The 23,456-nt window shown below is 38.6% G+C and carries 20 protein-coding genes; 8 read left to right on the top strand and 12 right to left on the bottom strand.

The window, feature by feature from the left end; genetic code table 11:
- Positions 1-15: 15 nt before the first annotated feature.
- Entirely contained in the window at positions 16-492 is a 477-nt protein-coding gene (locus J4Q03_RS16435; protein WP_426049208.1) for a SixA phosphatase family protein, read from the bottom strand.
- A gap of 115 nt (positions 493-607) precedes the next feature.
- Here J4Q03_RS16435 and ruvX point away from each other — a divergent pair, with 115 nt between their 5' ends.
- From ruvX to J4Q03_RS16405, 6 genes are all read left to right on the top strand, one after another.
- Entirely contained in the window at positions 608-1,024 is a 417-nt protein-coding gene (gene ruvX, locus J4Q03_RS16430; RefSeq protein ID WP_426049207.1) for a Holliday junction resolvase RuvX, read from the top strand.
- A complete protein-coding gene (gene def / locus J4Q03_RS16425; protein WP_426049206.1) occupies positions 1,021-1,593 on the top strand; it encodes a peptide deformylase in 573 nt (190 codons plus the stop codon). Before ruvX ends, def begins: the two co-directional genes overlap by 4 nt.
- An 80-nt stretch (positions 1,594-1,673) precedes the next feature.
- Positions 1,674-2,231 carry a DUF5606 domain-containing protein gene (locus J4Q03_RS16420; protein ID WP_426049205.1) on the top strand — a complete coding sequence of 186 codons (558 nt, stop codon included), beginning with the start codon at positions 1,674-1,676 and terminating at the stop codon, positions 2,229-2,231.
- Between the two features lie 150 nt (positions 2,232-2,381).
- Positions 2,382-3,149, top strand: a complete 768-nt coding sequence (gene mazG, locus J4Q03_RS16415; protein ID WP_426049204.1) for a nucleoside triphosphate pyrophosphohydrolase — start codon at positions 2,382-2,384, stop codon at positions 3,147-3,149.
- Between the two features lies 1 nt (position 3,150).
- A complete protein-coding gene (locus tag J4Q03_RS16410) occupies positions 3,151-4,233 on the top strand; it encodes an FUSC family protein (protein WP_426049203.1) in 1,083 nt (360 codons plus the stop codon).
- Between the two features lie 2 nt (positions 4,234-4,235).
- Positions 4,236-5,111, top strand: coding sequence for a hypothetical protein (locus J4Q03_RS16405; protein ID WP_426049202.1), 876 nt, complete (start codon positions 4,236-4,238; stop codon positions 5,109-5,111).
- Positions 5,112-5,149: 38 nt separating this feature from the next.
- Here J4Q03_RS16405 and J4Q03_RS16400 read toward each other — a convergent pair whose 3' ends face one another.
- Both J4Q03_RS16400 and J4Q03_RS16395 read right to left on the bottom strand, forming a co-directional pair.
- Positions 5,150-5,869 carry a hypothetical protein gene (locus tag J4Q03_RS16400; protein WP_426049201.1) on the bottom strand — a complete coding sequence of 240 codons (720 nt, stop codon included), beginning with the start codon at positions 5,867-5,869 and terminating at the stop codon, positions 5,150-5,152.
- 269 nt (positions 5,870-6,138) lie between these two features.
- Positions 6,139-9,852, bottom strand: a complete 3,714-nt coding sequence (locus tag J4Q03_RS16395; RefSeq protein WP_426049200.1) for a metallophosphoesterase — start codon at positions 9,850-9,852, stop codon at positions 6,139-6,141.
- A 25-nt stretch (positions 9,853-9,877) separates the two neighbouring features.
- Here J4Q03_RS16395 and J4Q03_RS16390 point away from each other — a divergent pair, with 25 nt between their 5' ends.
- A complete protein-coding gene (locus J4Q03_RS16390) occupies positions 9,878-11,047 on the top strand; it encodes a Pycsar system effector family protein (RefSeq protein WP_426049199.1) in 1,170 nt (389 codons plus the stop codon).
- Between the two features lie 15 nt (positions 11,048-11,062).
- A complete protein-coding gene (locus J4Q03_RS16385) occupies positions 11,063-11,986 on the top strand; it encodes a bestrophin family protein (RefSeq protein WP_426049198.1) in 924 nt (307 codons plus the stop codon).
- Here the strand turns inward: J4Q03_RS16385 and J4Q03_RS16380 are convergent.
- The 9 genes from J4Q03_RS16380 to J4Q03_RS16340 all read right to left on the bottom strand — a co-directional run bounded on the left by J4Q03_RS16380 (position 11,983) and on the right by J4Q03_RS16340 (position 23,421).
- Entirely contained in the window at positions 11,983-14,289 is a 2,307-nt protein-coding gene (locus J4Q03_RS16380) for a GAF domain-containing protein (RefSeq protein ID WP_426049197.1), read from the bottom strand. The genes J4Q03_RS16385 and J4Q03_RS16380 overlap by 4 nt on opposite strands.
- A gap of 537 nt (positions 14,290-14,826) precedes the next feature.
- Complete coding sequence (locus tag J4Q03_RS16375) at positions 14,827-16,212, bottom strand: NADH-quinone oxidoreductase subunit N (RefSeq protein ID WP_426049196.1); 1,386 nt, start codon at positions 16,210-16,212, stop codon at positions 14,827-14,829.
- Between the two features lie 157 nt (positions 16,213-16,369).
- The gene (locus J4Q03_RS16370; protein WP_426049195.1) at positions 16,370-17,863 is read right to left on the bottom strand and encodes a complex I subunit 4 family protein; all 1,494 of its coding nucleotides are present in this window, start codon (positions 17,861-17,863) and stop codon (positions 16,370-16,372) included.
- Positions 17,863-19,776, bottom strand: a complete 1,914-nt coding sequence (nuoL, locus tag J4Q03_RS16365; RefSeq protein ID WP_426049194.1) for an NADH-quinone oxidoreductase subunit L — start codon at positions 19,774-19,776, stop codon at positions 17,863-17,865. Before nuoL ends, J4Q03_RS16370 begins: the two co-directional genes overlap by 1 nt.
- A gap of 3 nt (positions 19,777-19,779) precedes the next feature.
- The gene (nuoK, locus tag J4Q03_RS16360; protein ID WP_099765818.1) at positions 19,780-20,109 is read right to left on the bottom strand and encodes an NADH-quinone oxidoreductase subunit NuoK; all 330 of its coding nucleotides are present in this window, start codon (positions 20,107-20,109) and stop codon (positions 19,780-19,782) included.
- A 3-nt stretch (positions 20,110-20,112) separates the two neighbouring features.
- Positions 20,113-20,610 carry an NADH-quinone oxidoreductase subunit J family protein gene (locus J4Q03_RS16355; RefSeq protein ID WP_116012811.1) on the bottom strand — a complete coding sequence of 166 codons (498 nt, stop codon included), beginning with the start codon at positions 20,608-20,610 and terminating at the stop codon, positions 20,113-20,115.
- The gene (locus J4Q03_RS16350; RefSeq protein WP_040996950.1) at positions 20,610-21,167 is read right to left on the bottom strand and encodes a NuoI/complex I 23 kDa subunit family protein; all 558 of its coding nucleotides are present in this window, start codon (positions 21,165-21,167) and stop codon (positions 20,610-20,612) included. Before J4Q03_RS16350 ends, J4Q03_RS16355 begins: the two co-directional genes overlap by 1 nt.
- A 110-nt stretch (positions 21,168-21,277) precedes the next feature.
- Positions 21,278-22,342, bottom strand: coding sequence for an NADH-quinone oxidoreductase subunit NuoH (nuoH, locus tag J4Q03_RS16345; RefSeq protein WP_426049193.1), 1,065 nt, complete (start codon positions 22,340-22,342; stop codon positions 21,278-21,280).
- A gap of 77 nt (positions 22,343-22,419) precedes the next feature.
- Positions 22,420-23,421 carry a 2Fe-2S iron-sulfur cluster-binding protein gene (locus tag J4Q03_RS16340; protein ID WP_426049192.1) on the bottom strand — a complete coding sequence of 334 codons (1,002 nt, stop codon included), beginning with the start codon at positions 23,419-23,421 and terminating at the stop codon, positions 22,420-22,422.
- Positions 23,422-23,456: the final 35 nt, after the last annotated feature.

The raw sequence follows: 23,456 nt of genomic DNA, 5'->3' as shown, positions 1-23,456 counted from the left end.
CAACAAAAGATATCATTATATTTTTCCCGGCTCATAAAAGAACAGGAGTTTCTTCTTGGCACCATCAAACTCAGACCATGAATTGCAGTCTATTTCAAAACCGGCAACTCCGCAGGTTGGAAAATGGAAAATATCTTCTGAGATGGAATTGGCAAAATTGGAAATTCCGTTGTTATGGGAGAAAAGAGCTACGGAGCTCACCTTGTCATCCAGGTCGTAGATCACAGATTCAAAATTTCTTTCCGAGGGATTATAGAGCTTATCCTCCGTAGAGACATTAAGCTGATAGGTCTGGTTAAAGATTTTACACGTATTCAGAGCACGCACAGCCGGGCTGGAAACAAACTGGTCAATAGAAATATTATTGTTTTTCATGAATCTGGACATGTTCATAGCATCTTTTAATCCTTTGTCTGCCAAAGGTCTGTCGAAGTCCTCCGTTTCTTCCGGCCAGTCGCTCTTCGCATGTCTTACGAGGATGAGTTTCTTCATATTTTCGTTTTTTGGAAGATTAAAATTATAAAAAAAATAATGGAATAAAACATGATTTTTATAAAAAAACTGCGTTATGAATAAAATCATTAAATTTTACTAAATTTGCACACTTATGGGACAGATCCTTGCAATAGACTATGGAAAAGCACGCTGCGGTATCGCTGCAACAGATGATATGCAGATTATTGCAAGTGGCCTGGATACCGTTGAGACCCGGTTTTTGATGGAATTTCTCAAAAAATATTTCACCGAAAATAAAGTGGATGACTTGGTAGTAGGCCTTCCTACAGATTTGAAAGGAAATGTTTCCGAAGTGGAGACGGATATTTTAAAATTCATTGAAGAATTTCAGAAAGAATTTTCAGGTATCCCGGTTCACCGTTTAGACGAAAGATTTACCTCCAAAATGGCTTCTTTTTTTATCTCCCAAAGTGGAAAAAGTAAAAAAAAGAAACAGGAAAAGGGGTTAATAGATAAAGTAAGCGCAACGATTATATTGCAGAATTTTTTAGAACAAAGAATAAGATGATTTTACCGATAAGAGCTTTTGGGGATCCTGTTTTAAGAAAAGTGGGAAAAGATATAGATAAAGATTATCCCGGTTTACAGGAACTTATAGATAATATGTTCGAAACGATGTACAGTGCGAATGGCATAGGACTTGCAGCACCGCAAATCGGGTTGGACTTACGCCTGTTTGTGATCGACGTGACTCCACTTGCAGATGACGAGGATTATGAAGATATCAAAGACGAATTGGCTGAGTTTAAAAAAGTTTTCATCAATGCTACGATTCTTGAAGAATCCGGAGAAGAGTGGAAATTCAATGAGGGATGTCTTTCTATTCCGGATGTAAGAGAAGATGTGAAGAGAAAAGGAACGATCGTTATTGAATATTATGACGAAAATTTTGTGAAACATACAGAAACTTTTTCCGATATTAGAGCCCGCGTAATTCAGCATGAATATGATCATATTGAAGGTGTGCTGTTCACCGATCATCTGAGCGTATTGAAGAAGAAACTCGTAAAAGGTAAGCTGGCAAAAATCTCACAGGGTGATGTAAGCATCAACTATAAGATGAGGTTTCCAAAGTAATTTAAAACAAGGATTAAAAAACAAAATAATAAACAGCAAAAAGCCCCGTGCTGATTGCAGAATTTACAAAAAATAAAATTATGCTGTTAGAAAAAATAATTTCAATTTCTGGAAAGCCAGGACTTTTCAAATTAGTTTCCCAACTAAGAAACGGTTTCATCATTGAAGATGTTACGACTAAGAAGAAAGTTAGCATTGGGAACTCAAGTCAGGTGAGTTTATTGGATAATATCGCTATGTTTACATTTGATAAAGAAGTTCCTTTGTTCGAGGTTTTTGAAAATATTGCTAAAAACTACGATTATAAAGAAACAATTTCTCATAAGTCTTCTGACGATGTTCTGAAAGAATTCATGACGGCTTCTCTTCCTAACTATGATACAGAAAGAGTATATGCTTCAGATATCAAGAAACTGGCTCAGTGGTATAACCTTCTTCAGAAAGCAGGATATATTACTCCTGAGAGCTTCGTAAAAGCAGAGCCTGAAACATTGGATGGTGCACAGGAAGAAGTAAGCATTGAAAAAGAAGCTCCTAAAAAAGCAGCTCCAAAAGCAGAAAAGCCTTCAGCTCCAAAAGTAAAAGCTACTTCTGCAGCCAAAGCAGCTCCAAAAAGTACACATACTAAGAAAGGATAATTTTTCCCGAATTGTAAATATAAGCCCTGTCAAGATTCTTTGACAGGGTTTTTATTTTCAACACAAATTACTTTTCATTCTTTTTGTTTCAAGACAAAAGAACTTAATTAAAGATTTACCCTAAATTTGCATCACTTTGAATCCTCAATTATGAATACCAGACAAGAAAAACTAGAAGCTTTCGGAAGATTATTAGACATTATGGATGATCTGCGCGAAAAATGTCCGTGGGATCAGAAGCAGACCCTTCAGTCACTCCGCCATTTGACCCTTGAAGAAACGTACGAGCTTTCGGATGCCATCCTGCAGGAAGATTTACAGGAAATCAAAAAAGAGCTGGGCGATGTTTTGCTTCATCTTGTCTTTTATGCTAAAATAGGATCTGAAAAAGAAAGTTTCGATATTGCAGATGTCATCAATTCTTTAAACGAGAAATTAATTTTCCGTCATCCCCATATTTACGGTGATACAGAAGTGAAAGATGAAGAAGAAGTAAAACAGAACTGGGAAAAGCTAAAGCTGAAAGAAGGTAATAAATCTATTTTGGGTGGTGTTCCGAAAAGTCTTCCAAGTTTGGTAAAAGCCTACAGGATTCAGGATAAAGTAAAAGGAATCGGGTTTGAATTTCATGATGCAGAAGACGCCTGGAAAAAAGTGGACGAAGAGATTCAGGAATTTCATGCAGAAACAGATTCAGGTAAAAAAGAACTTGAGTTGGGAGATGTGTTTTTCTCTCTGATCAACTATGCAAGAATTTCAGGATTGAATCCTGATTCTGCGCTGGAAAGAACCAATTTAAAATTTATCTCAAGGTTCCAGAAAATGGAAATGCTCGCAGAAGAATCAGATGTAAAGCTGGCCGATCTGTCTCTGGAAGAAATGGACGTGTTGTGGGAAAAAGCAAAACTGATGTCATAAAATGAAGGTACAGCGTCCCGTACATCACAGATTTCAGTATCTGCTGGAATTCAAAAAAACAGAAAGAAAATGGCATTTTCCTTTCCTTGCGGCACTTTGTATAGGAAGCTGTCTTTTTATCGGTTATTTTTTAGGAAAACCCAACTACGGCAGTCTGTCGAGTCTGGGAGCTCTGACGATTTTATATTTTACTTCAGCACCGATCACACAACGGATGGTGCATCTGGCAGTTTGTGCATTCGGGATGATTTTTTCCTTTACTATAAGCCTGTTTTTCAGCTTTAATGCTTATGCAGCGGGATTATCTTTAGGAATTGTATCTTTTCTGGCGCACTTTATAACTTCCTATTTTAAAGTTCCTCCACCCGGAAATTTTTTCTTTATCATGCTCGCGGCTATGGCAAGCACCTACCAGTTCGATCCGGAAATGATCCCGACAAGAGTAGGACTCGTGGCTATGGGAGCCATTCTGTCATGCACACTTGCTTTTCTGTATTCTGTTTTTATAGAGAAAGAAAATGTTATATCCATTCCAAGGAGAAGACGGTTTAATAAAAGAAGATATACCAAATTTGTAGAAAGCAGCATTATCGGTTTCTTTATGATGCTGACCCTGATTGCAGGACATCTTCTGAAATTTGAAAACACCTACTGGATCTCCATTGCTGCAGTAGCCATTATACAGGGACGGAATTTTGAGCATGTACGCCAGCGGAATATGCACAGGATTCTGGGGACCTTTATTGGAATAGGTTTTGCATGGCTTATCCTGCTGTTTGATCCTGCCAAAATAGAGATGATCATTATTATTACGGTACTGCAGTTTATTATAGAATTGCTCATTGTGAGGAATTACGGTTTTGCGGTGGTATTTATAACTCCCTTAACGATTCTTTTAACGGAAACCGGAAGCCTGATTCAGCATAATGTAGAAAACCTGATGCATGCAAGACTGCTGGATACCATTATCGGAAGCTTAATTGGTTTGGCAGCCGGCTTTTTCCTCCATCATCAGCAGATTATTAATAACTTAGAGAAAAATATACGGTACTCGTATTTTCAGTTTAAAAAATTAAAAAAATAGCTATGTTGCGTATTCTTACCTTATCCGCTTTTTTACTGTGGAGCTGTAATCCGAAAGCTCAGGACAGTCCTAAAACCGATGAATTGACAGTGGAATTTTCCCTGCCGAAAAAACTGAAAGAAGTTTCAGGAATTGTTCTGTCTCAGGATAAAAATACCATTTGGGCTATAGAGGACCAGGGAAATAAAAATGTAGTTTACGGCTTGGATAAGCAAGGCCAGCTGGTAACGGATGTCCTGGTAGAAAATGCTGAAAACAATGATTGGGAAGATATTACCAAAGATGCCCAGGGAAATATTTACCTTGGTGATTTTGGAAATAATGATAATAACAGACAGAATCTGGCTATTTTAAAGCTGGATTTAAAAGATGCATCTCAAAAAAACACTAAGGCTGTTCAAACTACAAAATTTCATTACGAAGGGCAGACTGAATTTCCTCCAAAGAAATCGAACTGGCTCTATGACTGTGAAGCTTTCGTAGAAATGAACGGAAACTTCTATCTTTTCACCAAAAACAGAAGCAAAGGTTTTGACGGAACTTTCCTTGTATTCCAGATTCCCAATAAAGAAGGGGATTTTGAAGCCAAATTGGTGGGGAAACTTAAGCTTGAAGGAAAATATAGCGATGCAGCCATCACGTCGGCGGCTGTGAACAGTACCCATGATAAAATAGTTCTGCTTACCCATAAAAATATTCATGTACTTTCCGGATTTACGGCAGATAATTTTAATGCTGCTAACATTGAGAAGGTATCATTAAATCATAATTCGCAGAAAGAAGCTGTTGTTTTCCTGGATGATAAAACCCTGCTGATTGCAGACGAAAAAGATAAAGAAACAGGAGGAAATGTCTATAAATTTGAATTGAACCCTTAGGCTAAATAAATAGCTCAAGGGTTAAATTCAAAAAAATCTTATGGGGTAAGATAAGAAATATGAATGTTTCCAGCGGATAACCTGAAATTTTGGGTGTATACGCAGCGTACTCTAAATGTATCATTCGTATTAAAATACGTAATTGAAGACAGATTATGGTTGACTGCTAATGTCCGTTCACCGTGCCCGGTAGATATGGATGCCAGTGTTTCTGCAGCTGGAGAAACCTTTTGAATAGAAGACTTGGCTGTTCCTGCCGTATACCCGTTGCCATTTAAGCTGAGGTCATACGTGACATAGGGAACAATATTATAATAACCGGGTTTTACAACAGTAAACAAACCTGTAGTTGAATTGTACTTGAGATAATTGTTGTCTATCTTATTACTTACATTGTATACATAAGTTTTTGTATAGCTCTCGTGAGTGCTTATCGGATTGCTTCCGGTACCGGTATAACTTCCTGAACTGGGATTGATATCGGTCTTATTCCCGACAAATATTACTTTTAAAAAGTTCTGAGATTCAATAGTCCCCCATGAAGGAGCGCTGCCTGATCCGTTGGACATCAGGACTTCACCACGGTTTCCTGAATTTCCTTTAGTTTTCGCATCGCCGCCCACATTAAGATCTTTTACAACCTGAAGGCTCCCGTTAACATGCAATGTATTCTGGGGCGTTGGTGTTTCTATGCCCACTTGTGCTTTTACGTTTAAAGACATGACCAATAGTGCCATGTATAATAGCGTTTTTTTCATCCAATAGTTTTTTTGTTGAAATAATTTTAAACAAATATAGATTCTTTTAAAAACTTGGAATTTTTAAAAGATACATAAGCATATAGCCCTATGGATGTGCTCTTTTAAAGCAGTAAAAAATATGAGTCAGTTTTTCTGACTGTATTTAGTTTATACGTAACGATATACAAATGGAAAATAAAGATTAAAAATATATTAAAATTAATACACAAATTAACCTTTCTGTATGGTAAATACAGATCTAAACGTAAATAAAAAAATGGATTAGGTTAGAAAGTCATTCCTACACCTGCAGAAATCCGTCCTCCGTCAGAACCGTAAAAATAATTCAGTCTTGCGGAAAACATTTCTACAACGCTCAACCAGAACCCTGCTCCTACAGACTGATGCCACTTTTTAGAATCCTCACCGTCATTCCAGACACGTCCAAGGTCATATCCGATCAGGACGCCCATATTGGCAGGAATAATATTATTTCTCACCCTTCCGAAGTCCCAGCGGATCTCAGAATTGTTGGTGAAGTAAGACTTACCTGAAAACCTGTCGTTCCGGAAAGCCCTCATCCCATTGTTGCCGCCTATGCTTGCTGCTTGATAGAATTCAAAGTTATTATTGCTGATCCACATGGCATTGCTGGAGTTCGCAAACACAAAGTTTCCTCTTTTGTCAAGCCTGTGGTCTATAGTCAGTGTCCCGTTCAGGGTAAAGAAATTTTTGTCGGTATCGGACAGATTGGTTTTCCAGTCTGCATTCATCAGTAATTCCATTCCTAAAGTAGGAAAGGCATTGTTATCCAGATTTTTGAAGCTGAAGGTATAATTAGCTCCTGCGAACTGCTGGCTTTTGAAAACTTCAGGCCTCACGTCAGGTGACTGATCTACAAAACGGTCTCCGTTCCTCTGTACCTTATTATCTTCAAACGTCAGCTGGAACTGGTGCTGAAGATTCATCCAGCTCTTTTTAGAGATCGAAGGGGCGAAATTGAATTTAGAAATTCTGGCCCTGTTGTATTCCCTTTCCGTATTTTCCTTGTCGTATTTACTTTCATTGGACAGTCCGAAGAAGTTTTCAGAAAACCGGGGCGTCGTATAAGACGCATCAAGGTTGAAATCCCATCCGGATATTGCTTTTTTGAAAATCCCCTTATAAACCGCGTTAAAACCTCCGGTTGCTGTATAAAAATTTAGTTTAAGGCTATGTTTTTGGGTGTAAGGGGCACGGATGAAATTATTTACTGTATAATTGGCGAGAACCCCTAAGATCACACCGTCATCCGGATTGTAATCTGCATTCGGATAGCCTGCATAGAAGTTGTATTTCGGATGCTTATAATTGTAGGTGTTGATGTCGTAATCATCAGAAATATTTTTCGTTCCGGAGCCGTTGTATGTGTTTTTCTGACTTTTAAAGTCATAAATTTTTACACTTTTTCCGTCCGCAATATTATAGACATCGTGGTTGTAACCGCCAATCAGCCTTATATTTGTCTTAGGTCTTCCTTCACCGGACACTTCATACATATCATCATCTTCAAGACCGTAGATCCAGAGCTCCTTTGTTTTGGAATCTTCGTATGTTTTTTCAAAAACCAATTCAGGATTCTCCTTGTTTTTATCTAATTTATACTGCTTTACATTAATGGAATGGGCCGTTTTTGTAATGACGAACTTATCAGGATTCACCGTCCCGGCAAGAGGAACCTTTTCCTGCAGTACATCATAATACCGGGCAGCATAATCCTGCAGCTTTGTTTTTCTGATTTTTAATTTACGCTGGATATCGGCAATGGTCTCGTCTTTTACTTCTTTAGGAAGATTAACGAATGCTTCATCAATGTCCGCATCAGTAAGATGCTCCTGGATATACTTTGCCTGCGCAGTCCATTCTTCCTGTGAAGCACCCTTTAAAAAGATGAGATCCAGCGGATATGGCTCCATATTCATCCACTTTACATTTTTGATTTCCTCCTTAAAGGTCTTCATGTGACGGATAGCCGGAACATTCATAATAAGCTTGAAAGCAGCGCCGTCATAGCGGCTGAAGGCCTGATCCCGGTCTTTCGGAATCGGTTTGTAAACAACATTGTCACCATTCTGATATTCTGCCCATTTCCACTGATCCGAATGCCTGTCCCAGTCGCCGATCAGCATATCAAAGATTCTTGCTCTTATGTACGATTCGCGGTCTACGGAATATTTATAATTTTTGGTGAAGTTTTTCAGAACATCATCTGTAGAAACAATGTCTTTAGCATTGTCCAGCGAGGCCAGGGTTTTAGGATCAGAAGAAAAACGCTCCTCGATCATGTACATTTCATCACCATAGTTTTTATTATATTCTCCTAAAGTATATTGCTTCGGAATGTAATATAATTTAGGATTGCTATGGAAAATACCGACTTTATCAGCCATATTTCCTACTGAAAAAGGAGTAAACGGATGATTGGTCGTATAAAAGTCAAGCAGGAACTTTTCAGGAAACGTATTGTTCAGCTCGTTTCCGAAAGTACTCTTTTTGAAGGCCATATTATTCAGAAAACGGACTGCACTTTTTTTCACGCCCCGCATCACAAATTCCTGCCCGTCTGCTGCCTTCAGTCTTAAGCTGTTCGACTGGTTTCCTCCGCCTTCTCTGAAAGGGGTAAAGCCACCATTCAGGAACGCAAGATCAGCCGTAGGTGCCTCAATTGGAATTCCGTAATATTTCCTGTAATGCTCGCCCCATAACCAGCGGTAAACAGGCCCTTTTTGGGTAAGCTTCACAGGATAAATACTTGAAGTAGCTGTGGCCGGAAAATCTTTTGGGTAATTATTCACAAAAACATCCGGTTTGGAGATCACCGAAATATGGGCAAGCTTTTTAATGCTCTTATCTTTTGTTGAAAAGTATTCTACATCTGTACTCTGGTCTTTTCTGATATTCAGAACGGCAAATCCACTGCCTCCGTAAGAGAAGTCAGTTTTTTCAGCAATGGTGGCAGGATCTGTTTTGGAGCCCGCACCGCTGATGATCTGCCTGATATTCCTTTCCTCGTGATACTGCAGATTATGATCATGTCCGGAAACGAAAATAATATTTTCCTTATCCTGAACGATGCTTTTTAACCGGTTGGCCAGATCTGCATAGTGCTGATTATTAATATCCTCCGGATTTGCTCCTGAAGAACTTCTTAGTATATTGATGAAACTTGCTGCAATAGGAAAAGGAACCTTGCTTTTCAGCGGATAAAGATGTGCCTTTGCAGAATTGAATCCTGCATGTGTTCCGCTGCTGATCACAGGATGATGCAGGGCAACGATGATTCTTTTATCCTGGTTTTTGGTAACAAGATCTTTAAACTCTGTGAAGAAATCCTCACGTGTTTTAATCGTACAGTTTTTATTGATCCCAGGATATTGATCCCAGTTTGCAAGTGCCCATTCGGAATCAATGACGATAAGTTTGATATCTTTCGATAAGTTGATATCATCAATTCCGCAGGAATTTTTAGGAAGAAAAGCTTTTTTGTCATTAAAATAGGCTTTCACAAGATCTTCCTGTGCTTTTAATCCGTCCAGACCACTGTTCCAGTCATGGTTTCCCGGAATAATCAGAGTTTTCCCTTTGAAATTTTTGGTAATGGCAAGCTGGTTTTCCATTTTTTGTTTTGCCAGTGCATACTCTTTATCAGATTCTTTCGGCAATCCGTTGGGGTAGATATTATCACCCAGGAAAATCAGCATGGAATTACTGTCTGCTGAATCCAGTTTGCTTTTGAGTAAATTTAATGTGTTTTGTGCCTGAGGTTCATCCGAATTTCCGGCATCCCCAATCAGGAAAACTTTAAAATCATTCTCAGATTTTACATCAGAATTTTTAACTTCAAATAAGTTTTTACCCTTTTTTACGTTATATGTTGCGCAAGAATAGAGAACTCCTGCAGATAATACGGTCCGAAAGGCAATAGAAGTTTTTTTTAAATGAGTTTTAAAGGATAAATTCATAAATTTACATTAACAAAAATTCAGGATGAATATTTTACACAAAGCTAAAGATTATGTAGAAATCTTATTCAAAGATAAGTTATCTTCTGTATACTTTTATCATAATTTTATTCACACGACCTATACGGTAAATAAGGCCGAAGAGATCATGCGGAATACACCTGTTTCCAAAGAAGATCAGGAAAAGGTGCTTCTGGCACTGTGGTTTCATGATACAGGCTATGTAGAATGTGCACAGAATCATGAAGAAAAAGGAGTGGCCATCCTTACCGATTTCCTGAAGCAGGAAAATTATCCTGAAAGCTTTATTGAAGATGTCTCTCAATTGATTCTTGCCACAAAAATCACCTATGAACCGCGGAATCTTCTGGAAAAGATTGTAAAAGATGCGGACTGCAGTCATTTTGCCAGCCACGATTATAATGATATTTCCGATGCGCTCAGAAAAGAATGGGAGCTGACCAACGTAAGATGTTTTTCCAATGACGAATGGAACGCCGGAAATCTTGAAATGCTTAAAGACAAGCATCATTATTATACAGACTATGCCAGGGAGAACTGGGAACCGCTGAAAAAGAAAAATATAAAGAAAATAGAAAAAAAGCTTGAAAAAGAAGAGGATAAAAAAGAAAACGCAGATAATAAAAAAGAGTCCAAAGAGCCAAAATCTGACCGCAGCGTAGATACCCTGTTCAGAGTAACGTTGAATAACCACACCAGGCTTAGTGATATTGCTGACAGTAAGGCGAATATTCTTCTTTCCGTTAATGCTATCATTATTTCAGTCTGTCTTTCTGTACTGGTTCCTAAATTGGATACCCCAAAGAATGCACACCTGATCATTCCTAGCTTTGTATTGCTTACATCTAGTGTTCTGACCATTATATTTGCGATTCTGTCCACCAAACCGAATGTGACGAAGACCAATTTTACGGCTCAGGATATTGCAGACAGAAAAGTAAACCTGCTGTTTTTTGGAAACTTTCATCAGATGCTGTTCAATGACTATCATGATGCCATGAAAGATTTGATTAAAGACAGAGATTATATTTATGACTCTATGGTGAAAGATCTTTATTTCCTGGGAAAAGTTCTCGACAGAAAATACAAGCTTTTATCTGTAACCTATAAGATATTTATGGCAGGAATTATTATTTCTGTACTTTCTTTTGCCTATGCTTTTCTTTCCCTTTAATAAAAACAGAGACCAATGATTGTAAGACAGCGGACCAACTGGCTGAAAATGTTGTTTATATGGAGAGGTTCCGTATTGAAGAAGATTGTTGTACAGCTGGGTGTTATTCTAATATTTTCACTGCTGATCTATTTTTTTAAAGGAAAGATCTTTGATTATAAAGTACATCTTAATCCTACTATTTTTACACTCATAGGCCTGGCACTGGCTATTTTCATGGGGTTCTGCAATTCTGCAAGCTACGACCGTTTCTGGGAAGGACGCAAGCTGTGGGGATCTTTGGTGATAGAAACAAGATCTTTTACAAGACAGATCCTTTCATTGGTGAATGATTCTTCACCTGAAGCTAAGGCAGAAAAAGAGAAAATCATCAAAATGGTTTCGGCATTCTGCTGGTCGCTGAATGATCAGCTGAGAGACAAATCCGGAACAGAACATTTAACGAGACTTCTTTCTCCAGAACATACAGAACAACTGAAAGGTAAAAAATTTATCCCCAGCATTATTCTCGGTTTTATTGCCGACTGGCTGAATGAACTGCAGCAGAAAGGAAATATAGATACAATCGTGATGACTTCTATGGATCACCAGCTGAACCAGTTTTCCAATATTTCAGGAGGATGTGAGAGAATTTACAATACACCTCTGCCTTTTGCTTACAGTGTTCTGCTTCACCGGACGGTTTATCTGTACTGTTTCTGGCTGCCGTTCGGGTTGGTAGACAGCCTTGGCTGGATGATGCCTTTGATCGTTCTGCTGATCAGCTATACATTTATTGCGCTGGATGCCATTATCCAGGAAATAGGGGAGCCGTTTGGAGAGGAGGAAAACGACCTTGCCCTGAACAGCATATGCAGAACGATTGAATATTCTATTTTCGAGCAGGCTGGAATGCCACAGGGTGAGCTGAAAAAGCCGGATTCTTATTTTATAGATTAATCTTGAGCCAAAGAAATCCTCAATGCCAGCAATCCCGTAATTCCCTGAAGGTCTTCCACTTTTAAAAATTCTATATCATTCTGCAGAATTCCTTTTTTCTGAAGCTTATTGATGTATTCCAGGTATTCTTTCTGGTTTTCCATACCGAAATAAACGATGGTAATTTTTCCGGGGCAGGTAATTCTTTCCGAAGAATCTTTGACATGGGCTTTATCCAGGCGTTTTTTTACAATTTCATAATACGAATTGTAGGCACCGTCTACATCGAAACGCTTTTCATCCATTCTGAAGCGGATGTCTATCTTTTCATTATATACAAAAAGCAGTGAGGCAATATCGAGCTGTATCGGCAGGCTTTTCTTAAAGGTCTGGAATTCACGTTCCATGCTGCAGATTGTCTTGAGCTGCCAGTATCTTAATTTGTGGACCACTTTGGATGTATAGCTGAGATCCGGAGCAATATTATGTCCGATATACAGATTGTGCTCTACACCATCGGATTTAAACCTCTCATAATAGTGCGGAAAGATCTGCTGGGCTTTGACCTGGCCTTCATCCAGCATATCGGCCAGTTTTCTGTTGACCAGCGTTATAGAATCATCTAAATTTTTTCTGTTGGCATAAAATAAATCGGTCTGGGTAAAAACCTGCACAAAATAATCTTTGATTTTATTTTTTATTTCCCTGTCGGTTTTCAGTTCGAGTTTCCCTTGCAGATAAGGATGTATTTCTTCCCTCAAAAGGCGCTGAAGGCGCTGTTCCGTATCAGCTTTGATCTCGTTGTTCAGTTCGTTTTCAAAAACATCAAGAGCCAGAAGGTATTTTTCTGAATCGGAATTGATGAGTGTGAAAATATCATGAAGGCTTTCAAGCTGCTGGTTGAGGTCTTCAAGCATCAGATTAAAACGCTTGTCTGAAGAGGAGCGGATATCCGAGAACCCAAACAGGGGTGTCAGGTTTTTGAAGGAGATCTGTTTCAGCGTGTACATTTTTTTTCCCAGCGAGGCATTGAAATATTTTTCGGCTTCATTTCTGAATTTCCAGACCACACTGTCGTGGATGGAGGTATATTCGCGTTGGATAATGGCTTCTATCTGGTAGTTTTTTTCAAAGCTGAATCTGTTGAGGGAAAAGAGAATCATATCGGTGAAAAATTCCATTTTTTTCAGCTTTAATCCGTTGAAACTGTTAGCTTGCGGAGATGTAAATTCCATAATGGCCAAAAGCTCGTTATCTTTCATGATCGGGATTACCATGAAGCTGTTGATATTGTTGTCCCTTAAAATACTGAAAGAGGGAAGATCTTTGATGTTGTCATCCAGATTGTCCACATTCGAGATGACGATTGGCTTGGAATTGTGATTTAAATTGGTAAAAGTACTTTTTCGGGTTTCCTCGTCAAATGCATTGATCCAGAAATCCAGAACATGATGGGTGAAAACATTTTCGTAGATCGGAAGTCTGCCGAGCTTCTGATCTTTCTTATCGAAAAGCATCAGCCCGAAATTAAGTTCCGGGACCTCAAAATAAGATTTAAAAATTTCAACAAGATTTTCATCCGGGCTCAAATCTTCCGGATCAATTTCTATCATGCTCGATTTAAGATCGGACAGGGCCACCTCAGAAGTACAGTCTACCAGGGAAACAATAGTGAAGCCTTTTAAAACCCATGATTTTGAAGGGAAATATTTTTTCCAGAGTTTAAAATCATCGAGGTTTTCCAACAGCATATCCAGTACATCATCAGACGGTATTTTTGCCTCTTCAGTAGGATATATATCTGTAAAATCTGAATTGACCGTGATCTTATAATGTTTCATGATTCCCAGTCTGTTCGGGATATCATAATAAAGAGGCATGGTAATTTTGATATCTCTTTTGAAATAACTCTGAAGGATAAGACAGCAGCAGAATACATAAAATTCATCGTCCCCGATATTCCTCAGCTCTATTTCAAAGTCTTTTCCGGCATCTTTAAGTATCCCTTTAAATCTTTCGGTATAGTTGAAAGTGGTTTTGGAAAGCGGAATACTGGCGGCTTTAATTTCATTGTGTGTAAGGCCGGTAGGGAAGAGGTCTGCAAGCAGCTGCCTGATGAGGTCTTCATGTTTTTTGAGAAGGGCTTCATCCAGGAATCCGTCTCTGAGCTCAGGAAATTTCTTTGTGCTCTCAATTAAAGACTCAGCATAATTGACACGGTATTCCAGGCGGTCATTATAACGGATATGTTCCAGAACATCCAAATATTTTTTGAATGATATGAGAACCTGAAATGGAGCGTCTTTTTTGTAAAGGTTGGCCAAGGGCTGAAATTTAAAGTAAAGTTATGAAAAAAAGATCACTTCCGACTGTATTACAAATTGATGAAAGCCATCTTTATAAGAGCTTTGCCTATTCTTCTTAAACAAAATTCGAATATTAATAAAGAGTTATTTGCTAATTATTTTCTTTTTAAAAAATTCTGCAGTTTTGTCAAAAAATTAGGATAAAATTCTAAGGTTCCAATTTTAATTCTCTGATTACAGGGAACAGCAATTTCATAAGCGGAACAGTAAATATGAAGGGCGAAAGCTGCGAGTATATTTTTTAACGCAAAGTTTTATTTTGATACTTTATATTTTAGGTTGCAAAGAAGAAATCAATCTTTGATTGATTTGATGAAGCACATGTTTTATCCTGCAGCTTAATCAGCGGATTGTTGAGCCTCTTGCTTTCCTTAAATTGAGCGGTATTTAAAATAGAACTTTGCATTAAAAATCTATTAAACTTTAATATCCGTTATAGCCACAAAAAAAGCACAACCGAAAAAGTTATGCTTCTGTATATTTTATATTGGGATTTTATAATCCGAACTGTCTTGCAAAGAGATCAGGGAAAACGCCCAACAGAATTATTGATGCAATGACAAATACCGCTACGATATTGTAAGTAAGGGTTACTTTTTCTGAAGATTTGAATGTAGAATCTTTGAAGAAGAACATTGAAATAATCAGTCTTAAATAGTACGCAATAGATACTGCGGAACCTAATACGGCTACCAATACTAAGAAAACTCCATGCGTTGAATTCATCGCCTGAGAGAATAAAGCAAATTTCCCCATGAAACCGGCTGTTAGCGGAACTCCTGCCATTGAAAGCATAGAGATAGCAGCAACTGTGGCCAATAGAGGTTCAGATTTTGCCAACCCTTTGAAAGCTCCGAAAGAAGTTTCTCTTTTTAATTTTTCTACATAAATCAGGCACATGAAAACGCCTACCGTTGATAAAGCATAAGCAAATAAATAGAATGCCAAATTATAAGTGGAAAGGCTCGTCATTCCGAAGAAAACCAATCCGATATATCCTGCGTGGGAAACCGAAGAGTAAGCCAGCATTCTTTTTGCATTGGTCTGGGCAAGACCCATAACGTTAGCTAAAAGCAGTGTGATGATCAGAAATACGCCAAACACATTGATCCATTCTTCAGTAACACCTCCGAATCCGATGGTCATTAATCTGAATAAAGCAAAGAATCCTGAAATCTTTACCACACTCGCCATAAATGCCGTGATGAGTGAAGGGGCCCCATAATATACATCAGGGCTCCACATATGGAAAGGTGCCAGGGCTACTTTGAATGCCAGTGCGCAAAGAATAAGAAGAACTCCTAAAATGAACATGACATCTTTAGGGTTTTTAACTCCAAAGTCCTGGATTTTATATAAATCAAAGCTTCCGGTGCTTCCGTAGATAAATGCAATTCCGAACAGTAAGAAACCTGTCGCAAATGCACCCATCAGGAAATACTTGATCGACGCTTCATTTGATCTTAAATCTGTTTTGTTGGCACCCGCCATTACATACAACGGAATGGAAAGGATTTCTACCCCTAAGAATAGAGTAACCATATTCTGGAATCCAAAAAGAATAATTCCTCCGCATAATGCAAAAAGCATCAGTGCATATAATTCCGACTGGTGGCTTCTGTGATTGCTGAACGCAAAACCTCCCAGGAAGAATAACAATAAGGTTGTTACAATAGATATCTTGGTGAATAACGCTGTATTTGCAGTATATTCATACATGTGTCTGTACTTTTCAAAGAAAGCACATTCAGGTAAGAAGCTTACATATAAAGCGGCAATCAATCCTAAAATCCCAATGTATCTTGCGAATTTTCCCTGTTCAAAAACTCCTGAAAATAACGCAATAACTGCCGTTAGGAAAACAATAATTAAAACACTCATAATATAGATTTGAGATGTGAGATTTTAAGTTGAGATTAAGTTTAAGGTTCAGAGTTTAAAGTTCAGTGGAATAATCTCCAGTCTCTAATCTCCTTGTCTCCTTTCTTTTACTCTTCTCTGATCTCTTAATTTTTTAATTTTTAAATCTTTTAATTTTTTAGCTGGCCATCGCTGTATAGATAAACGTCAGCGAACTATTCACCATATCGATTATCGGTTGCGGGAAGATACCAAATACAATCACAAAAACCGCTATACTTGCCAATACAGAAAACTCTACTGCAGATAAGTCTTTTACGGAATTCAATACTGCATCATTTCCCTGTCCGAACATTGCTTTTCCGTAGAATCTCAATAAATATACAGCCGCAAGAATTACCGTAAGACCAGCAATTACTGCTGCCAAACCGTTAAAATCATAAACCGATTTCAACAGGATAAATTCTCCGATGAATCCATTGGTTAATGGAACTCCCATTGAACCTAATATAATGATCAGGAACAACACCGCAAATTTAGGGGCCACTTTCGCCAGACCTCCCATTTGTCTGATGTCTCTTGATTTAAATCTCTTGTATAAAATATCACAGCAGTAGAACAATCCAACTACGTTGATACCGTGGGCAAAAGTCTGTACCAATGCTCCTTCAGCTCCTTCAATATTAAATGTTCCTCTTAAAGTGATCACAGCAGAAGAGAAAATCCCTGCCACCATTAATCCAACGTGGGAGAAAGAAGAGTATGCGATGATTCTCTTCATATCTGACTGGATGATTGCGATAAGCGCCCCGTGAACAATTCCTATGATAGCCAAAATAATGACGATCTGCCCCGAAATTCCGGCAATTGGAAGCGGAGTGATAGGAAGAAGATAACGGATAACTCCATATATCGCCATCTTCAGCATGATCCCTGATAAGAGCATGGATCCCTGAGTAGGAGAGTAGGTATACGTATCCGGCTGCCACGTGTGGAAAGGGAATACCGGTAACTTCACTGCAAATGCAAAGAAAATAAACCAGAATACCACTGTTTGCTGTACTTCATTAAGCTGAGCATTATAAAGATCTGTTAAGGCAAATGATGCAGAGTGATTGTACACATAGATCAATCCTGCCAACATAAATAATGACCCAACGAATGTATACACGAAGAATTTCGTAGTGAATTCAAATCTTTTGTTTTCCTGGCCCCAAAGTCCGGCAATAAACCAGATCGGAATCAGGGTTACTTCCCAGAAAATGTAGAACAATAGTCCGTCTAAAGAAGTGAACACCCCAACAAGACCGAACTGCATCAGCAGGATCAGACCGTAGAATGTATTTCTGTAGCTTACATTTTCGTTGAAAGATGATAAAATAATGATTGGCGTCAAAATATTGGTCAGCAATAATAGAAGCAGACTCATTCCGTCTATTCCGAAATGAAGTGAGCTTTTAATGAATTGCGACCAAGGATAATTGATCTCATGCTGCAGTACACTGTCTACCGTTGGATTAAAATCAAAATCCGCTGTGATGTAGAAAGTAATAAGCATCTGGACCAATGCAATTCCTAGCGCCAAATATTTGCTGGATTTATTTTTCCATGCAAAAACTAATCCCGAACCTACTAGAGGTAATAGTAATAATGTTAATAATAAACCAGACATTATTGTAATATAAAGTTAACAATCAGTATAATTCCCACTGCTAAAGACATGATAAGAATATAAGTCTCCACATTTCCGTTCTGGATACGCTTCATCGCTTTTCCGCTGTCTTCAGCGCCTTCGCCCACGAAGTCTACAAAACGGTCTAAGATCCCTTTATCAAACATCTTTCCTCCGCGTCCTAATCCTTCAACAGTTTTTACAATCAATGCATTGTAAAGTTCGTCTATATATAATTTCTTAGCAGAAAGTTTCTCCCATCCGGTGTAGCTTTCTTCTGCCAGAGCCATCTTTTTCTTTTTCACGTAGGTATTTTTTACGATAAACCATACGGAGAAGAACATCAGTACTGTAGCGCCTAATAAGATCATTTCAGTTCCAAACGGAACTCCCGAAAGGGTAGCTTCCATCTGTTTGTAGCTCTGCTCGGTAAGAACGGGCTTCAGCCATTCCATTAATTTTGCATAATGACCGTGCCCGATGAAGTGAGGAAGGTTAATAAAACCTCCCAGCACAGAAAGGATAGCCAGAACGATCAACGGAAGGGTCATATTGGAAGGGCTTTCGTGTAAGTGATGCTTCTGATCTTCTGTTCCTCTGAACTCCCCGTGGAATGTCAGGTAATACAGTCTGAACATATAGGTGGCAGTCATTGCCGCTAAAACAAATAAGATCACCCAGTAAACAGGATTTTTAGCGAATGCTGCTACTAAAATTTCGTCTTTTGAGATCATCCCCGATAATAAAGGGAAACCTGAGATTGCCAATGTTCCGATAAGGAAAGTAGCGTGGGTAATAGGAATGTATTTTTTAAGACCTCCCATGAAACGCATATCCTGCTCGTTGCTCATCGCGTGGATTACAGAACCTGCTCCCAGGAACAATAGTGCTTTGAAGAATGCGTGCGTCATTACGTGGAACATCGCTGTAGTATACGCTCCCAATCCTAAAGCAATGAACATAAATCCAAGCTGTGAAACGGTAGAGTAAGCCAATACTTTTTTGATGTCGTTCTGACGGAGTGCATAGAATCCGGCCAGAGCAGCTGTCAGGAATCCGATGAATAAAATCCCCCCCTGAACCGTTGGTGCCAGAGTAAATAAGAAGTTTGATCTTACCACTAAGTAGATACCTGCCGTTACCATCGTTGCCGCGTGGATCAACGCTGATACAGGAGTAGGACCGGCCATCGCATCCGGTAACCATGTATATAAAGGAACCTGAGCCGATTTACCGGTAGCTCCGATAAATAAACTGGCTGTAATAAATATAATTACTGTTCCGTCTAATTCAAATTTTGAAGAATTCTGTGCTACTGTAAGGAAATCCACTGCATTGGTCTGAGCAGCGATCATGAAGATCCCGATCAGTAAAGCAAGGTCACCAATTCTGTTCATGATGAAAGCTTTTCTTGCTGCTTTACCATATTCTTCATTGGTATACCAGAATCCGATTAGTAAATAAGAACACAATCCTACACCTTCCCATCCGATGAACAGGATCAGGTAGTTGCTTCCCATTACTAAAAGTAACATAGAGAAGATGAAAAGATTCAGATAAGTGAAAAACTTATAGAAACCTTTGTCGTGGCTCATATATCCGATAGAATATAAATGGATCAGGGAACCGATACCTGTGATGATCATCACCATCATTAAAGAAAGCTGATCGATCTGGAATCCGAAATTGATCTGAACCCCGTTGACTGTAAACCACTCAAATGCTTTTACGATGATCGGCTGGCTTTCAGAATCAAATTTCATGAAAAGACTTACCGCGATACAGAACGACCCGAAAACCATTGCTGTAGCCAGAGAGCCTACAAATATTTTTGGAAGATTTTTTCCGAATAAACCGTTAATAAGAAACCCTAAAAGTGGTAAAAGTACTATTGCATACACTAAATTTTCCATTCCTTATCCTCTTAATTTATTAAATATACTAACATCTACAGAACGGGTATTTCTATACAGCATAGCAATAATTGCCAGACCTACCGCAACTTCAGCGGCGGCTACCACCATAATGAAGAAAACTAAAAGCTGTCCGTCTCCGTTTCCTTTATAGGCTGAAAAAGCAGCCAGTAAAAGGTTTACAGAATTCAGCATAAGCTCTACACAGCCCAAAATAACAATAGCGTTTTTTCTCAACAATACACCCAATACTCCCAAAGAAAACAATACCGAGGAAAGAATGATGAAATAATTAAGAGGGACGCTTTGTATAAATGTATTTACTTCTCCCATAATTTATAAATCTTTTTTACCGATTAATACCGCACCTACAATACCTGCCAAAATCAGGATAGAAGCAAGCTCAAACGGTAAAACATATTGATTAAACAAAAGTCTGCCCAGATTTTTAGTAAGACCTACACCCTTGTCTACATTTTCAACAACAATGTGATTGTCCTGAACACCTCTGAATACGCCTAAAATTCCAATTAATAAAAGACCGGCTGTAAAAACTCCAACAAATTTTAAAGTATTGTTCTTCTTACTTTCGTCTTGTTTATTAAGGTTAAGCATCATCAGGATATAAAGGAATAATACCATGATGGCTCCTGCGTACACTATGATCTGAATGATTGCAAGGAACTGGGCATTCAGAAGAATGTACATTCCCGCAATGGAAAACATCGTAACAATTAATGACAGAATAGCATAGAGAGGATTTCTTGCAAATACAAAATATACTGCACTAGCTACTGCTAAAAACGCCACCAAGAAAAATAAAAACTGATCCATTATTTTACCGCATTTTTTTGTTTCTCGGACTGTCTTGTCGTAATATCAATCCTTTCATTTATTTTTTCAACCAATTTATCTTTTCCATAGATGAAAGAACCTCTGTTGGTTTCTACATCCACCAATCTGTCTGTAAGATAAATGGCAGATTTCGGACAGGCTTCTTCACACATTCCGCAAAAAATACATCTCAGCATATTGATTTCATATACAGAAGCATATTTTTCTTCTCTGTAAAGACCCTTTTCCTCTTTTGTTCTTTCTGCAGCCGTCATGGTAATGGCTTCTGCAGGACAGGCTACAGCACAAAGTCCGCAAGCCGTACATCTTTCCCGGCCTTCTTCGTCTCTTTTCAGAACGTGCTGACCTCTCCAGATGGTAGTTCTCGGTTTCTGTACTTCCGGATATGAATATACTGCGGGAGCACCTTTTATCACGGTTCTTACAGCATGCTTAAATGTAATCCCCATCCCTGTAAAAATAGCAGGAAGGTAGATTTTTTCAGCAAGGGTCATTTCTTTGTTGGAAACAACTTTTGATCTGTTTGTAAGTTTCATTTAATTATAGATGTTAGATGTTAGACGTTAGATGTTAGAAGATGGAAGTGGGTATGTATTCCGCATCACCATATTATCACATCATCACATCATCTCATTTTCAAATTATTCTAGTTCGCAAATGCTAAAATTACAGCACCTGTAATCAATAGGTTTACTAATGCCATCGGGATCAGAGTTTTCCATCCCAAGTGCATCAATTGGTCATATCTAAATCTTGGAAGCGTCCATCTGATCCACATAAAGATCAGAATTCCGATTACCGTTTTTGTTAAAAATGCTACGATACTCAGGATTCCTGCAGCGTTCTCACCCCAGTTCTGAGTTACCCATTCAATTCCCGGATAGTTGTATCCACCGAAGAAAAGAACAACCATAAAAGCATTGGAGATAAACATGTTCACATATTCACCGAACATATATAATCCCAGCTTCATGGAAGAGTATTCCGTAGAATATCCTGTTACCAATTCGGATTCACACTCAGGTAAATCGAAAGGGTGTCTGTTGGTTTCTGCCAAAGCAGCTACAAAGAATACAAGGAAAGCAATCGGCTGGTAGAAAATATTCCAGTTCATCCCGGAAACCCAAGGAATAACTCCCCATAATTTTCCGCCTGTCTGGCTTTCTGTAATTTCCTTTAAATCTAAACTTCCTGTCATCATGATGATAGAAAGTAATGCCAATCCCATTGCCAGCTCGTAAGAAATCATCTGCGAAGAAGCACGGATAGCACCTAATAATGAATATTTGTTATTCGAAGCCCAACCTCCGATCATGATTCCGTATACACCGATGGAAGCCATTCCGATGATGAAAAGTACACCAACATCAATATTTGCTACTTGTAAATCGTAAGAAACTCCACCAAAATTCAAGGTTTTACCCCAGGGAATAACAGCTCCCGTGATCAATGAAATAAACATGACCAAAGCCGGCCCTAATACGAAAAGAAACTTTTCAGCATTGGCAGGGGTAAAATCTTCCTTAAAGAAAAACTTTCCACCGTCTGCAAGAGGCTGCAGCAATCCGAAAGGTCCTGCTCTGTTGGGACCAATTCTGTCCTGCATGATAGAGGCTACTTTTCTTTCTGCCCAGGTAGAGTAGGCTGCTATTGTAAGAGACAACAGGAAAAGCGCCAGTACAAGTATAATTTTAAATGTTAGTAAATCCATTCTGAATTTTAGATTTTAGATTTTAAGTTTTAAATTTTAAATGAATTCAAAATCTAAAACTTAAAATTTATAATTTATTATAAATTTTCGTCTTTTTCACTGATTTCTTTTGCCATAGGATTGTCCAATACTCTTAGTTCATCCTTAGGTTTTTCGTAGTGGTTCAATGAAATTACCGAGTGTCTGTCGATATGTCTAGGACCTTCAATATTCCAGTCAGACAGTTCCTTTCTTTCGAAACGACAGGTATCGCAGATAAATTCCTCCACTTCTCCCCACTGGTCTTTTCTGGCAGTAACTCTTACAATTTCATCACCCTTCATCCAAACTACGGCTTTTCCTGAACATTTACCGCATTTACAAGAAGCATTCATTGGTTTTGTGAACCAAACTCTGCTTGCAAAACGGGAAGTTCTGTCTGTTAAGGCTCCTACCGGGCAAACATCAATAATGTTTCCGATGAAGTCGTTATCCAAAGCTTTATTTAAATAAGTGGAAATTTCAGCGTGATCTCCTCTGAAAAGAATTCCGTGTTCTCTTTCACCTGTTAACTGGTTTGCTGCCAATACGCATCTTGCACAAAGAATACAACGGTTCATATTCAGCTTGATATTCGGACCAAGATCGTCGGCTTCGTAAGTATTTCTTTCGAATTCGGTTCTGGTCTCAAGGTTTCCGTGCTCATACCCAAGATCCTGAAGGTGGCATTCACCGGCCTGGTCACAAACCGGGCAGTCCAGAGGGTGGTTCACCAATAGGAATTCGGTAACAGCTTTTCTGCCTTCCTGAGCTTTTTCGGAAGAAAGATTCTTCACTTCCATGCCGTCCATCACGTTAGTTCTGCAACTCGCGACTAATTTTGGCATAGGGCGCGGATCTGCTTCGGATCCTTTTGAAACTTCAACCAAGCAAGTTCTACATCTCCCTCCACTGGTTTCCAATTTGCTGTAATAGCACATTGCAGGAGGTACAGATTTTCCACCGATTTGTCTGGCAGCTTCCAAAATAGAAGTTCCAGGCAAAACTTCAGTAGTCTGTCCGTCTATAGTTATTTTGAATTTTTTAACCTCTTCGCTCATATTCTATGCTTTTCGCTTATGCTTTTAAGGCGTTA

The organism is Chryseobacterium sp. NFX27 (genome assembly GCF_049887855.1).
GTDB lineage: Bacteria > Bacteroidota > Bacteroidia > Flavobacteriales > Weeksellaceae > Chryseobacterium.
Note: the sequence above shows the minus strand (reverse complement) of the source record. Positions and strands in the feature narration are given on the sequence as shown.